This window comes from Streptomyces sp. Sge12 (genome assembly GCF_002080455.1).
In the GTDB taxonomy this organism is placed as follows: domain Bacteria; phylum Actinomycetota; class Actinomycetes; order Streptomycetales; family Streptomycetaceae; genus Streptomyces.
In genome coordinates this window covers 5,874,049-5,886,543 of sequence record NZ_CP020555.1, presented here as the reverse complement: position 1 = coordinate 5,886,543, position 12,495 = coordinate 5,874,049, and the positions used below count along the sequence as shown (strand labels likewise).

Sequence of the window (12,495 nt, the reverse complement as noted above, 5' to 3'; positions counted from 1 at the left end):
GGTTTGTCATGGCTCGGGAGACGACGTATCTGGAGCTGTCGCAGGACGACGGCGGGGCGCACAAGTTCTACGAGGTGACCGTCGACGGCACGGTCGTGTCCGTGCGGTACGGGCGCATCGGCGCGGACGGCCAGTTGCAGAGCTCCTCGTTCCCGAGTGCGGAGAAGGCCCGGGCGGCCGCCGCGAAGAAGATCGGCGAGAAGGTGCGCAAGGGATACGCGCCGGCCGTGCAGGGGCAGCGCGCGGCCCGTTCGGTGACGCGCCGCCAGGTGGCCTCGGCCCCGTCGACGGCGCGTGCGGTGGCTCCGGTGCTGTGGCGTTTCCGTACGGGCTCGTCGGCGTTCGGCATCCACGTGGACGAGGACCGCTGCTGGGTCGGCAACCAGGCGGGCGACGTGTACACGCTGAGCCACGGTGGTGAGGTGCTGGCCCGCTATTCGCTGCCGGACGGGGTGAAGTGCCTGGTGGCGGATGAGTTCTGGATATACGCGGGCTGTGACGACGGCACGGTGTACGACCTGTCGTCGAAGGTTCCCTTCGGGGCCTACGCGATCGCGGCGGACGTGGACATCTACTGGCTCGACATCCACGAGGGCGTGCTGAACGTCTCCGACGCGGGCGGCGGCCTGACCGTCATCGACCACGAGGACGAGCACCAGTGGTCGCGGAAGTCCGCCGGCAGCGGCGCGTGGATGGTGCGGGCGGACGAGCGGGCGGTCTTCCACGGGCACAGCGGCGGTGTGACGGCCTACGCGGCTGACGGCAGCGGGCAGTTGTGGCACACGAAGACCCCCGGCGGGGTGCTGTTCGGCTGGCAGGAGGACCACGCGGTGTATGCGGGCACGGTCCGCAACACCGTGCAGCGGCTGTCGAAGGCGACGGGGGCTGTGGAGGCCTCCTACGCGTGCGATGCGGCGGTGTACTCCTGCGCGACCTCGCCCGACGGCCGGCACGTCTTCGCCGGCGACTCGTCCTCCTCGGTCTACTGCTTCGACGCCGACGGCCGGCGGCTGTGGAAGCTGGGGACGGGCGGCGGGTCGGCGCTGTCCATGCAGTACCTGGACGAGCGGCTGTACCTGGTCACCACGGACGGGTCGCTGGTGTGCGTGGATGCGACCGAGCAGGCGATCGCGGCGGCCCAGCAGGGCTCGGTGCCGGCGCCGATGGACGTGAAGTCGGCGGCGGCGCTGCCGGTGTTCACCCCGGCCGCGTCGGCCTCGGCGGTGGCCACGGTGTCCATGGCGGCGGCCCCGGCGGGCGGCGTGGTGGTCGAGTGCGTCCAGCAGGGCGGCCGGATGCGGGTCCAGGTGGTCTCCGGCGGCTTCGAGCCCTCGTGGAACGTGCAGTTCCCGCGCGGGATACGGGAGGCGGGCGCCCGGTACGTGGTGGACGGGCTGCATGCGGCCTCGGGCGGCTTCTACCGGGTCCGCGGGGAGATACGCCGACTGGTGTGAGGCTGCCTGGCGGCGGGCCTGCCCGTCCGGGTTCAGGGGATGTGCCGCGGGCTGTGGTGCCCGCAGTCCGCCGGAGTGATCCCGGCCGGTGGCGGGGTGGGTATGGAGAAGGGTGTCCCCGCCGGGAGCGCGGGGGTCACGTGGAGCACCACCGGCTCGGTGCCGAGGTTGTGGCCCAGGTGGATGTGCCCGATGCCCGCCGCTTCGACGAAGGTGGTCCCGGCCGTGTGCACCTCGACGGTGCGGTCGTGCAGGACCCGGGTCAGGGTGCCGGACAGGACCACCGCGTCGAGTCTGACGCGGTGGAAGTGCCAGCCGGTGCAGCCGCCCGGCGGTATGACTATCTCCCGGCCAGTCGGGAGCGTGGCGACACACGTCCCGCCCGTCCGTGCCGTCATCGTCTGCCGCCCACCCATGTGTCCTCCTCGGCGGGGCCGTTCATGGCCCACCGCCCCACGGTAAAAGGGCCACGCGGCATCCAGAAACAGTCGGCGAAACATCAACATGCCTTCTCCACCAGGTGATATGAGGGTCATACAGCGGTATCACACCATCATGAGCCTGGTGGTTTTTGAGTCGTTCAAGCAGATCCACTGCGCCGACTGCCGGCAGGGCCCGCTCCGGCACCTCGTCCGCGAGTCCGGTGTCCCGCGCTGCCTGGACTGTACGGATCTCGGCCATCTCGTGTATCTGCCGCGGGGGGACACGGCGCTCACCCGCCGTTCCCGCGAGGGCAGTTCGCTCTGCGCCGTGGTCGTCCGCTTCAACAAGCGCCGCCACCGGTACGAGCGGCTGGGGCTGCTCGTCGAGGAAGCCGCCCTGGCCGGCGCGGAGCGCGCCTGCCTCGCGGACTCCGAGGCCCGGGCGCGGCGCCGGGAGCGTGACCGGCGGCGCCGGGCGGCCGAGGACGTCCGGTTCACGGCGGCGTTCGCCGCGGAGATCGTGCGGCTGTTCCCCGGCTGTCCGGCCGACCGGGCGGTGGCGATCGCCACCCATGCGTCGGTGCGCGGCAGCGGCCGGGTGGGCCGTACCGCGGCCGGCCGCGCCCTGGACGAGCCTGCGGTCTCGGTCGCGGTGCGCGCGGCGGTGCGGCACACCGACACCGAGTACGACGCCCTGCTGATGGCGGGGGTCCCCCGGTTCGCGGCCCGCGCCCGGCTGGCCCCGCAGATCGACGCGATCCTGGACGGCTGGCGCACGCGGCCCAGGGACGAGAACTCCTAGGTCAGTGCCGGTCCCCCGAGGGGCGGATGAGCCGTCGCCAGGACACCCGGGGGCCGCGGAGCTACGGTGAAGAGAGAGGCGGTCGGCGGTTGCGCCGACGCCCGAAGGAGATCTGCCACACGAGTACGACCACCTGTCCAGAGGGAGGTCCTCGGTGAGGGTCCATGTCAACCTCTTCGCGTCGGCCCTTCTGATGTCGATGTGCGGGGCCACGGGAGCGATGGCGGACGAGCCCCCTCCGGGCAACCGGGAGCAGGCCGAGGCTGCTGTCGTGCAGGTGACGAACAACACCGGCGCCGGTAGCGGATTCGTCTATGACGCCGGCGGCGGTCTGATCGCCACCACCGCGTCCACCATTGCGGGAAACAGCGGCCTTGAAGTGATCGCGGAGGGCAAGCCTCCGGTGACCGCCCAATTGCTGGGAAGCGACCTCTGTCAGGATCTGGCGGTCCTCAAAGTCCAACCACCGCCGGCGGGCGTGAAGAGCTTGCCGTTCGGGGACAGCGATCTGCTGTTCAACGGTGACGTCGTCGTCTCCCTCGGCTACCCGGACGCGGGCGACCCCGCGGCGAAGACGGTCTCGGTGTCCGGTGCGGCGTACGAGCCCGTGGGCGACGTCGCGCACCTGTCGAGCCCCGACTACCCCTCCTTGATCCACCATTCCGTCCAGATGAAGAGCGGGCTCCTCGGAGGGCCCGTCCTGAACAAGGACGGCGAAGTGGTCGGCATCAACACGGGGCAAACGGTGACGGACAAGTCGACGGGGGAAGAACGCATTGCGGCGGAGGCCATCAGCAGTAATCAGGCCCAGTCCGAGCTTCCCGCTCTCGCTGCCGGATCGATGAAGAACGATCCCGGATGGTGGCTCGGCGCCGTGTCGGATCGAGACGTCGTCGCGTGGTCCTCGCTCGCCGGGATCGACAAGGCCTCAATCCAGAAGGCTCAGAAGCGCCTTCAGGACGAGGGAACCGACGGCCTCTTCGTTCTCGACGTCCGCAACGACTCCGCGGCCCAGAAGGCCAAGGTCCAGCAGGGCTACGTGATCACCACGGTGAACGGGGAGGCCGTGTCCTCGTTCCCCGAGTTGTGCGACGTCCTCGACCCCGTGGAACCCGGCGCCGCGCTGAGCGTCCAAGGGGTCCATTCAGGAGTCGGCAGGGACAGTGGCCACGCGTTCGGCGACGAGTGGACCGCCGACGTGGTGCTGGCAGACCGGTAGGGCAAGGGAGCACAGCCGCTCCGTCCGTTCCGGCGACCCCGCCACCTCGCCACCCCGGCCCACACTCTGCCCCTCGTCCGTCGGGACGAGCCGTGTGGGCCGCGATTGTGCTGTCGCATGCGGCGTGCGTCCTACGTCCTCAGTTGAGGCGGAAGCGGCGGTACAGGAGGACCCCGCCCAGCAGGAGCGCACCACCGCTCGGCAGCAGGTAGCCGAGGCCGTCGGACCCGGTGTGGGCGAGGGCCTCGTGCTGCGGGGCCTCGGGCGGGGTGACCCGTGTGACGGGCGCGGTCGGTACGGCCGGGACGACCGGGGTCACCGGCTGTTCCACGACGGGCGGCTGGACGGGCTTGCCGCCGGTGGGCTCCTCGCCGTTGACGGACGTGTTGCCGAGCGAGGGGTTGCCGACGCCGACCACGTTCACCGAGTTGCCGCTGACGTTCAGCGGGAGGTCGATCGGAAGCTGGAGCCCGTTGCCGGACAGCACTCCCGGTGAATCCTTTCCGCTTCCCTCGGCGCTCGCCCCTCCGCCGTTCCCGCTGCTCGGTTTCGCCGTATCTGCGGCCCTCGTACCGGAATGTCCGCTGCCGCCCTTCGGCGCCTCGTTGCTACAGCGGTTCCCGGCGGCCGAGTTGAGCACGCCGACCACGCTGACGGTGTTCCCACACGCGTTCACCGGGATGTTGACCGGCAGTTGTACGAGGTTTCCGGACAGCAGCCCCGGCGAGCGCTCGGCCCGGCCACCCGCGTCCGCATCGGCATGGGCGAACCCGCCCACACCCGCGACCGCCAGTCCGCCTCCCGCAACCACCGCCGCGATCAAGCCATTCCGACGACTGTGACGCATCAGTTTTCCTGCCTTCCGGAGAAGTTCGCGGGCAATGTCCCCGCACCGGAAACAACGCTCTGACCCCATTCGGGTTATAGAGACGGTAGGCATTTCACTCAATCGTGTACTGGGTACTGGGTACTTCATGACCGATCGCCCGCTGCTCCTCCTCGACGTGGACGGCCCCCTGAACCCGTTCCGCTCCCCCCTCGCCGGCCTGCGCGGATACCGGAGCCACCGGATGTGGCCGGACGTCTGGCTCTCCTACCGCGACCCGGAGTCCCGCAGGGCCAGGCGCGGCGCCCGGGTGCGCCTCCATCCCTCCCACGGTGCCCGGCTGCTGGCCCTGCCCTTCGAACTCGCCTGGGCCACCGCATGGACCCACCAGGCCAACTCGATGATCTCCCCGCACATCGGGCTGCCGGGCGACCTGACGGTCGTCGAGTGGCCCGAACTGTTCGCCAAGGACCCCGACGGCCTCTCGTGGAAGACCCGCCACCTGCGTGACTGGGCGGCCGGTCGCCCCTTCGCCTGGGTCGACGACATGATCACCGCCCGCGACCGCGCCTGGGTCGCCGAGCACCATCCGGCCCCGGCCCTCCTGCTGCGCGTCCACCCGCGCCACGGGCTGCGCGACCGCGATTTCACCGCCCTGACCCGCTGGGCGGAGGGCATCAGTCCAGCAGCGCGCTGACCGGGTCCGCGGAGGGGCGGCCCGTCGGCCACCAGTCCTGGTCGCCGTGGCGGTCCGTGTAGCAGTACCAGAGCCCCTCGCGACCGAGGCGGAGCTGGCGGGCACGGGTCGTCAGCCGGTTGCGGTCGGGGCGGAAGGCACCCTGGCCCGCGGCGAGCAGGGCCGGCCGGGCCCGGTCGAAGGGGCCCGCCGGCGGGTCCCAGGGCTCTTCGAGGGCGGCGAGCGCGGCGCGGCCGCCCTGGCGCCAGGCCGCCGCGGCGCGGGCGAGGTCGGTGGTGCTGCGACCGGTGGCCCGGGCCAGGTCCCGGTACAGGGTGCGGGCGGCGCCCGTCAGCCCCGCCGTGGGGTGCGCGGACGCCAGCCGGACGGCGTCCTGCCAGAGGGTGAGCCCGGCGATCGGGTCCTCGCCGGAGGTCAGGAGCGCGAGGGCGCGGGCGGCCGCGTCGCAGGCGAGCTGGTCGAGCGCCAGCGGGTCCGGGGCCGCCGGGTCGGCCGGGTAGGCGGGCGGCAGGCCCACGGCGGCGGGCGCGGGCAGCGGCGCGGGCAGCAGCGGCAGACCGGTGCGGGCCAGTGCCGCCCGGGCCGGAACGCCGGGGAAACCGGGCGCCGCATCGGGCTGTTCGCGCGCGGCGTGGGCGGCATTGCGGCGGGTGAGCTCATCGAGGAGCTCCCGCTCCCCGCGGCCGCGCAGGAGCAGCAGGACGAACGGGTCCTCGTCCAGGAGGCGGGCCGCCCGGTAGCAGAGGGCCGCCGCGTGCTTGCACGGCGGACGCCCGAAGTCCGGGCAGGAGCAGCGCGGGACGAGCTCTCCCGCGCCGGGCAGCACGGCCCCCGCGAGCGACTGCGGTACCTCCCGCTCCAGCAGCGAGGCGAGCGCGGCAGGGTCGGCCGCGACCGACTCCAGCAGTTCGTCCCACTCCGGGTCCGCGAAGGCGGGCAGGGTCAGCTCGGTGCGGTACGGGCGGGGCCGGCTGCCCCGGACGTACGCCACGATCCGCCCGGGGGTGACGGTGACCGCGTCGACGTGCCCCTCCTCGGCGTAGGTGCGCCCCCGGCCCAGGCGGGCGGTGTCGCGGGAGACCTCCTCCAGCGCCGACACCCAGGCCCGGCCCCACCAGCTGACCGCCTCGACCCCGGCGGGCACGGTCTCGAAGGTGCGGCGGCGGTCGTCCCGCGCGGTGATCATCCGGGCCTCCGCAGGGAGACGAGGTCGGCCAGCTCACGGTCGGTCAGCTCGGTCAGTGCCGACTCACCGGACCCCAGGACCGCGTCGGCCAGGGCCCGCTTCGCCTCCAGCATCTCGGCGATGCGGTCCTCGACGGTGCCTTCGGCGATGATCCGGTGGACCTGTACGGGCTGGGTCTGGCCGATGCGGTAGGCGCGGTCGGTGGCCTGTTCCTCGACGGCCGGGTTCCACCAGCGGTCGAAGTGGATGACGTGCCCGGCCCGGGTGAGGTTCAGGCCGGTGCCCGCCGCCTTCAGCGACAGCAGGAAGACCGGGACCTCGCCCGCCTGGAAGCGGTCGACCAGCTCCTCGCGGCGCGGCACCGGCGTCCCGCCGTGCAGCAGCTGCGAAGCGATCCCGCGGGCCTGGAGGTGCCGTTCGATCAGGCGGGCCATCGTCACGTACTGGGTGAAGACCAGCACCGAGCCGCCCTCGGCCAGGATCGTGTCCAGCAGCTCGTCCAGCAGGGCGAGTTTGCCCGAGCGGTGGGGGATCCGGGGCTGCTCCTCCTTCAGGTACTGGGCGGGGTGGTTGCAGATCTGTTTGAGCGAGGCCAGCAACTTCATGATCATGCCGCGCCGTTCCATGCCCTCGCTCGACTCGATCACGGCCATCGCCTCGTCCACCGCGGCCCGGTAGAGCGATGCCTGCTCCCGGGTGAGGGAGACCGGATGGTCGGTCTCGGTCTTCGGCGGCAGCTCGGGCGCGATCCCCGGGTCGGACTTCTTGCGCCGCAGCAGGAACGGCCGGACGAGCGCGGCCAGCCGGGCGACGGCCGCCTCATTGCCGCCGTCCTCCTCCTGCTGGTGCTCCACGGGGCGGGCATGACGGGCCCGGAACGCGGTCAGCGGGCCCAGCAGCCCCGGCGTGGTCCAGTCGAGCAGTGCCCACAGCTCGGAGAGGTTGTTCTCCACCGGGGTGCCGGTCAGCGCCACCCGGGCCGGCGCCGGAACCGTGCGCAGTGCCTTCGCCGTCGCCGAATGCGGGTTCTTGACGTGCTGCGCCTCGTCGGCGACGACCATGCCCCAGCTCTGTTCGGCGAGCAGCGCGGCGCTGGCGCGCATCGTCCCGTACGTGGTGAGCACGAACCCGCCGGCGCACGAGGTCAGATCCTCGATGCTGCGGCTGCCGCCGTGGAAGCGGCGCACGGGCGTGCCGGGGGCGAACTTCTCGATCTCCCGCTGCCAGTTGCCGAGGAGGGACGCCGGGCACACGACGAGCGTCGGCTCCGGCCGGTCCCGGTGCAGGTGCAGCGCGATCAGCGTGACGGTCTTGCCGAGGCCCATGTCGTCGGCGAGGCAGCCGCCGAGGCCGAGGGAGGTCATCAGGTCCAGCCAGGCCAGGCCGCGCGCCTGGTAGTCGCGCAGGGTGGCCTTGAGGGCGGCGGGCTGCGGCAGCGGAGCGTGCTCCCCCGTCAGCCGGTCGCGCAGGGCGGCCAGTGCCCCCACCGGCACCGCCTCGACGGGCGCGCCGTCGACCTCGGCCGTCCCCGTCAGTACGGTGGCCAGCGCGTCGACCGGGTCCAGCACCCCCAGCTCCCGCTTGCGCGCCTTGCGCACCAGCTCCGGATCGACCCGCACCCACTGGTCGCGCAGCCGGACGACGGGCCGGTGCGCCCGGGCGAGCGCGTCCATCTCCCCGGGGGTGAGCCGGTCGCCGCCCAGCGCCAGCTCCCAGGAGAAGGCGAAGAGGTGCTCGGCGTCGAAGAAGGCGGTCCCGTCGGTCGCGGATCCGGGCGCGGTGGACCGTACGACGGCGGTCGCCGACAGCGTACGGGCCAGCTCGCGCGGCCAGTGGACCAGGACTCCGGCGGCCGCCAGCCGGCTCGCGACCACCCCGAGCAGGTCCTCCAGCTCCGGGTCGGACAGGGCGAGGGCGTCGGGCACGGGCTGGTCCAGCAGGCGCAGCAGCGGCGGCCAGACCCGGGCGGCCCGGCGCAGCGCGAGCACCGCGTCGATCCGGGCCCGCGGGCCGAAGCCGGCCGCCGCGGTGCCCGCCCACAGCTGCCCGGCATCGGTGACCAGGGTCGGATCGGCGAGGCTGTGGACCTGGACGACGGCGGCCCCGGCGCGGTGGATGTCGGCTTCCTCCGCCTCGTCGAAGAGACGGAAGGACGACAGGTCGAGCCGGAGGGAGATTCCCACCCCGGTGTCGGCGCCGACCGCGACCTGCGCGGCCCAGTCCTGTATGCCGGGCACCCGCTGCGGCTCCCGCGCGGCGAACGGCCGCCCGGCGGCCACGGCGGCGGCCGGGGTGCGGGGCAGGCTGTCGGCGACCGCGTCGAGGAACGCGCGGACCAGAGCCTCCGGTTCGGGCAGCTGGAGGGGGCGGCGGCCGGCCAGGGGGGTCGCGTACCCCTCGTGCGGCAGCGCGGCGGCGACCGCGCGGAGGTGGTCGATGTCGGCGGCGTCGAGCGGCCCGGCCCGCCAGGCGTCGACGCCCTCGGGGGTGAGCCCGGGCAGGAGCCGGCCACGGGCGGCCAGGGTGAGCGCCTGCCGGGCGGCGGTGCCCCAGGCGCGGGTGGCGGGATGCGCGGCGGGGCTGCGCGGTGCCTGCGCGAGCAGCGGCAGGGCGGCGGCGACGGTGAAGGTCACCGCGGGCACCGTCCGGCTGCGGACCCCGTCGCCGTGCGGGCGTACGACGGTGAGCGGCCCGGACTCGCCCGCCTCGGGCAGGGCGTCCCCGTCGGGCGCCCAGAAGGCGACCCGCCCCTCCCGGGGGACGGCAGCGGGCAGGAAGACGGCGGCGTGCCGCAGCAGTGCGGTGGCCTGCGGCTGCATGCTCATCGCTGTCCCCCTCCCCCGTCGTCCCTCGGTGGTGCCCGGCGGCGCCGTCGGTGTGCCCCCGTGTCGACGAGTCTAGGCGCGGCCACCGACAACACCCTCTGACCTGCGGTTCAGCGGGCCCAGCGGCCCTGCTCCAGCGCGTACCCGTACACCGGACGACCGGTCGCGGCGCTGGTGCGCAGCGGCCGTCCGCCGTCGTCGATGCGCAGGGTGCCCGACCCGGACGGGCCGGTCCACCGCAGGTCGAGCGACCAGTCGCAGTCGCATCCCGTGGTGCTCGCCTCCACCCGCAGGACGACCGGCTCGGCGGCCGAGACGCGCAGCGGGAAGGCGGGGGCGGGCAGCGGGCTGCCGGCGTCGTTCCCGGCGACGGGCCGGGCCAGGGGGCGCGGCGCGTCCAGGTTGACGGCGAACACGGCGGGGGTGAGCCCGCCGCCGCAGCCCTGCGACATCTGGTAGACGTTCCAGGCCGGCGGCTTGCGGCGGGCGGCCACCCGTACCTCCAGATCCTCCAGGACCACGGCGCCCGGGCCGGTGCCGTGCAGGGTGACCTCCACGATCTGCGACCCGGCGTGCACGGCACGCTGCGCCGACGCCCAGGCGGGCGCGTCCGCCTCCACGGGCGGCGGGGCCACGGAGCCGGGACCCCGCTCGGAGAGGTAGGCGTGGTCGCAGCCGGCGGTCCACACGTGCGAGCGGACCGCCGCCTTGAGGGGCGCGGCCGGGGCCCGGCCCGGGGCCCGGGCCGGCGGCGACGCGGACGGCGGGCCGGTGGGCGGGCCGGATCCCGGCACCGATGCCCCGGTCGGGTCCGTCGAAGCCGTCGGCCCGGGCGCATCGGCCGACGACGCCGGCTGCGGTGCGCCGGGCGCCGCCGGTACCGATGCGGCGGGCGGGGTCGCGCCCGTGCCCGTACTCCCACCCGTGCGCGGCGCGCGGGAATCGGGGCCGGCCGCCGCCAGCAGCGCCACGGCCACCGCCCCGGCCGCCAGCCCCGCCGCGGCGACCACGGCGGCCCGCCGCCGGTACCGGGCCCGCCGGACCACCGGCTCCGACGCCCCGACGACAAGGGACTCGGCCTCGGGCTCCGGCTCGGGCTCGGGCTCGGGCTCGGTCACGGGTTCCTGCCCGGACTCGGTCACGGTCATGGGCTCGGGCCCGGTCACGGGCTCGGTCACGGGCTCGGGCCGAAGCGCAGGCCCCGGCAGAGGCACCGGCACCGCCCCCGCACGCCGCCGCGCGTCCGCCAGCAGCCAGGCCCGGTGCAGGTCCACGGCCTCCCCCTGCGATGCCCCGCACGCCCGGGCGAAGCGGTCCACCACGGCGAACTCCGCCGGCAGCGCCTCCCCGTTGCAGTACCGGTGCAGCGTCGACGTACTCGTGTGCAGCCGGCGCGCCAAGACCCCGTAACTGAGCCCCGCACGCCCCTTCAGATCCCGCATCAGCCGCGCGAAATTCTCGGCCTCACTCACGCTCTCCCCCGTTCCGCGTCCCGCGACAGCGTTCCATGCATGAGGTGTTCCCCCAGGTGACAGCGCGTACGGACGTTCCAGCGTCCCGGATTCGCCCCAATCCGTCGCCCGCCACGCCGTCCGGGGAACAGGCTCATCAGGCACACAGCACAGCGCAGCACTCGACGCTCACGGGGAGAACCGACCATGTTCCGACGCACCGACACCGCCGCCACGCTCGCCACCGCGATCGTCGCGGCGGCCGCCGCCCTCGTCCTGACCGCCTCCACCTCGGCCGCGGCGGCCACCGCCCCCGGCTTCCTGGCCGGCGCCGACCTCCCGCCGCACCCCTCCTCGCCCTGGTACGCGGGCGCGGTCACCAAGGGGCTGCCCGAGACCCCGCCGTTCTGCCTGGACGGCGTGCTGCCGACCGCGGGCAGCTGGCACCGCGTCTTCGGCACCGAGTTCGACACGGGCGCCGTTCAGGTCTCCGTACGGTCCGCCTCGCCCGCCGCGGCGGCCAAGCTCGCGGGCACCCTGGAGCGCAAGGTCGCGGCCTGCGCCGCAGACTGGCTGCGGACGACCCCGGGCGGCACCGCGTCCTGGCAGGACTACGGCACGCTGCCCGTCGAGGAGGGCGCGCACGTCTACGGGGTCCACGTCTCGATCCCCGAGTCCGAGCCCGGCGTGCACCTGTTCGGGATCGGGCGCGACGGCTCCACCGTGACCGTCGTCCAGTGGGGTCAGATGGGCGACCTGTCCCACGCCCCGGTCCCCGAGTTCAAGAAGACGACCACCAAGGCCGTGCACAAGCTCAACCCGTAGCCGAAGCCGTAGCCCGACCCATGCCCCGCCCCGCGGCCGCCGACCGGAGTGGGACCATGGACGGGAGAGGCGATGTCCATGCGTTCCGGAAACGAGCCCGTGACCGCGCGCAGTCCGCTGCGGCTGCGGTTCTGGCTGGGTGTGTGGGGGCTGGTCTGGGCCGCCGCCGGCACGGCCGTGTTCTCGCTGGTGGGCCGCCCGGGATGGGCGGCCGCCTGCGGGGTCCTGGCGGTGATCGTGGCCGTGGACCTGTTCATGATCGTGCGGCACATGCGCCAGGGGCCGCACTACCAGCCCGGCCCGGACGTCCCGCCGTACGAGCCGCCCGAAAACCGGTGACGCGTGGCCGGAAGCGCGTGCGTCAGGCGGAGTCGCCCGCGGCCGGGTCCTCGAAGCGGGCCGCCGCAAGGTACTCGGGCTGCGGGTCGAGGGCCGCCGCGAGGCGGAAGTGCCGGCGCGCCTGCTCCGGCCGGCCCGAGCGCTGGAACGTCCGGGCCAGCGCGAAGTGGGCGAAGGCGTTGTCCGGCTCCCGCTCCAGCACGAGCTCGAACTCGAGCTCCGCCGGACGCAGTTGCGCCGCGGCGAAGAAGGCCCGGGCGCGCAGCAGCCGGGCCGCCGTGTTCTCCGGGTGCGCGGCTATCACCGAGTCGAGCAGCTTGACCGCACCGCGCGGGTCCCGGGCGGCGAGCAGGTGCTCGGCGGCCCGGTAGTCGATGACGTGGGTTTCCGGACTGGGCGGGGTGGGGCGCGTGGTCTCGGACACGGTCGAAATCCTTCCCTCTACGGGC

12 protein-coding genes are annotated in these 12,495 nt (G+C 74.0%); 6 read left to right on the top strand and 6 right to left on the bottom strand.

What is annotated here, in order from left to right; translation table 11 throughout:
* The first annotated feature begins 8 nt into the window (after positions 1-8).
* The gene (locus B6R96_RS26400) at positions 9-1,454 is read left to right on the top strand and encodes a WGR domain-containing protein (RefSeq protein WP_081523826.1); all 1,446 of its coding nucleotides are present in this window, start codon (positions 9-11) and stop codon (positions 1,452-1,454) included.
* A gap of 32 nt (positions 1,455-1,486) precedes the next feature.
* On the opposite strand, the gene B6R96_RS26395 is transcribed toward B6R96_RS26400, so the two are convergent.
* Positions 1,487-1,870 (bottom strand): hypothetical protein, encoded by a 384-nt coding sequence (locus B6R96_RS26395; protein WP_203351660.1) that lies wholly within the window; start codon positions 1,868-1,870, stop codon positions 1,487-1,489.
* A 139-nt stretch (positions 1,871-2,009) separates the two neighbouring features.
* On the opposite strand from B6R96_RS26395, the gene B6R96_RS26390 reads away from it, so the two are divergent.
* Both B6R96_RS26390 and B6R96_RS26385 read left to right on the top strand, forming a co-directional pair.
* On the top strand, positions 2,010-2,678 hold the full coding sequence (locus B6R96_RS26390; RefSeq protein WP_237291529.1) for a DUF2293 domain-containing protein: 669 nt from the start codon (positions 2,010-2,012) through the stop codon (positions 2,676-2,678).
* A 220-nt stretch (positions 2,679-2,898) separates the two neighbouring features.
* Positions 2,899-3,897 (top strand): S1C family serine protease, encoded by a 999-nt coding sequence (locus B6R96_RS26385; protein WP_159396370.1) that lies wholly within the window; start codon positions 2,899-2,901, stop codon positions 3,895-3,897.
* Between the two features lie 139 nt (positions 3,898-4,036).
* On the opposite strand, the gene B6R96_RS26380 is transcribed toward B6R96_RS26385, so the two are convergent.
* Complete coding sequence (locus B6R96_RS26380; RefSeq protein ID WP_107475587.1) at positions 4,037-4,744, bottom strand: chaplin; 708 nt, start codon at positions 4,742-4,744, stop codon at positions 4,037-4,039.
* Positions 4,745-4,871: 127 nt separating this feature from the next.
* Here B6R96_RS26380 and B6R96_RS26375 point away from each other — a divergent pair, with 127 nt between their 5' ends.
* Positions 4,872-5,420, top strand: a complete 549-nt coding sequence (locus tag B6R96_RS26375; RefSeq protein ID WP_030388956.1) for a hypothetical protein — start codon at positions 4,872-4,874, stop codon at positions 5,418-5,420.
* On the opposite strand, the gene B6R96_RS26370 is transcribed toward B6R96_RS26375, so the two are convergent.
* The 3 genes from B6R96_RS26370 to B6R96_RS26360 form a co-directional block, all read right to left on the bottom strand.
* Complete coding sequence (locus B6R96_RS26370) at positions 5,401-6,606, bottom strand: SWIM zinc finger family protein (RefSeq protein WP_081523823.1); 1,206 nt, start codon at positions 6,604-6,606, stop codon at positions 5,401-5,403. The two genes, B6R96_RS26375 and B6R96_RS26370, sit on opposite strands and share 20 nt — an antisense overlap.
* The gene (locus B6R96_RS26365; protein ID WP_384739612.1) at positions 6,603-9,431 is read right to left on the bottom strand and encodes a DEAD/DEAH box helicase; all 2,829 of its coding nucleotides are present in this window, start codon (positions 9,429-9,431) and stop codon (positions 6,603-6,605) included. Before B6R96_RS26365 ends, B6R96_RS26370 begins: the two co-directional genes overlap by 4 nt.
* Before the next feature lie 110 nt (positions 9,432-9,541).
* Positions 9,542-10,903, bottom strand: coding sequence for a helix-turn-helix domain-containing protein (locus tag B6R96_RS26360; protein ID WP_081523822.1), 1,362 nt, complete (start codon positions 10,901-10,903; stop codon positions 9,542-9,544).
* Positions 10,904-11,089: 186 nt separating this feature from the next.
* Between B6R96_RS26360 and B6R96_RS26355 the strand changes: the two genes are divergently transcribed.
* Complete coding sequence (locus tag B6R96_RS26355) at positions 11,090-11,707, top strand: hypothetical protein (RefSeq protein WP_159396369.1); 618 nt, start codon at positions 11,090-11,092, stop codon at positions 11,705-11,707.
* 78 nt (positions 11,708-11,785) lie between these two features.
* The gene (locus B6R96_RS26350) at positions 11,786-12,046 is read left to right on the top strand and encodes a DUF6343 family protein (protein ID WP_030388960.1); all 261 of its coding nucleotides are present in this window, start codon (positions 11,786-11,788) and stop codon (positions 12,044-12,046) included.
* A gap of 22 nt (positions 12,047-12,068) precedes the next feature.
* Here B6R96_RS26350 and B6R96_RS26345 read toward each other — a convergent pair whose 3' ends face one another.
* Positions 12,069-12,470: a tetratricopeptide repeat protein gene (locus B6R96_RS26345; RefSeq protein WP_081523820.1), complete on the bottom strand. Its 402-nt coding sequence runs from the start codon at positions 12,468-12,470 to the stop codon at positions 12,069-12,071.
* Positions 12,471-12,495: the final 25 nt, after the last annotated feature.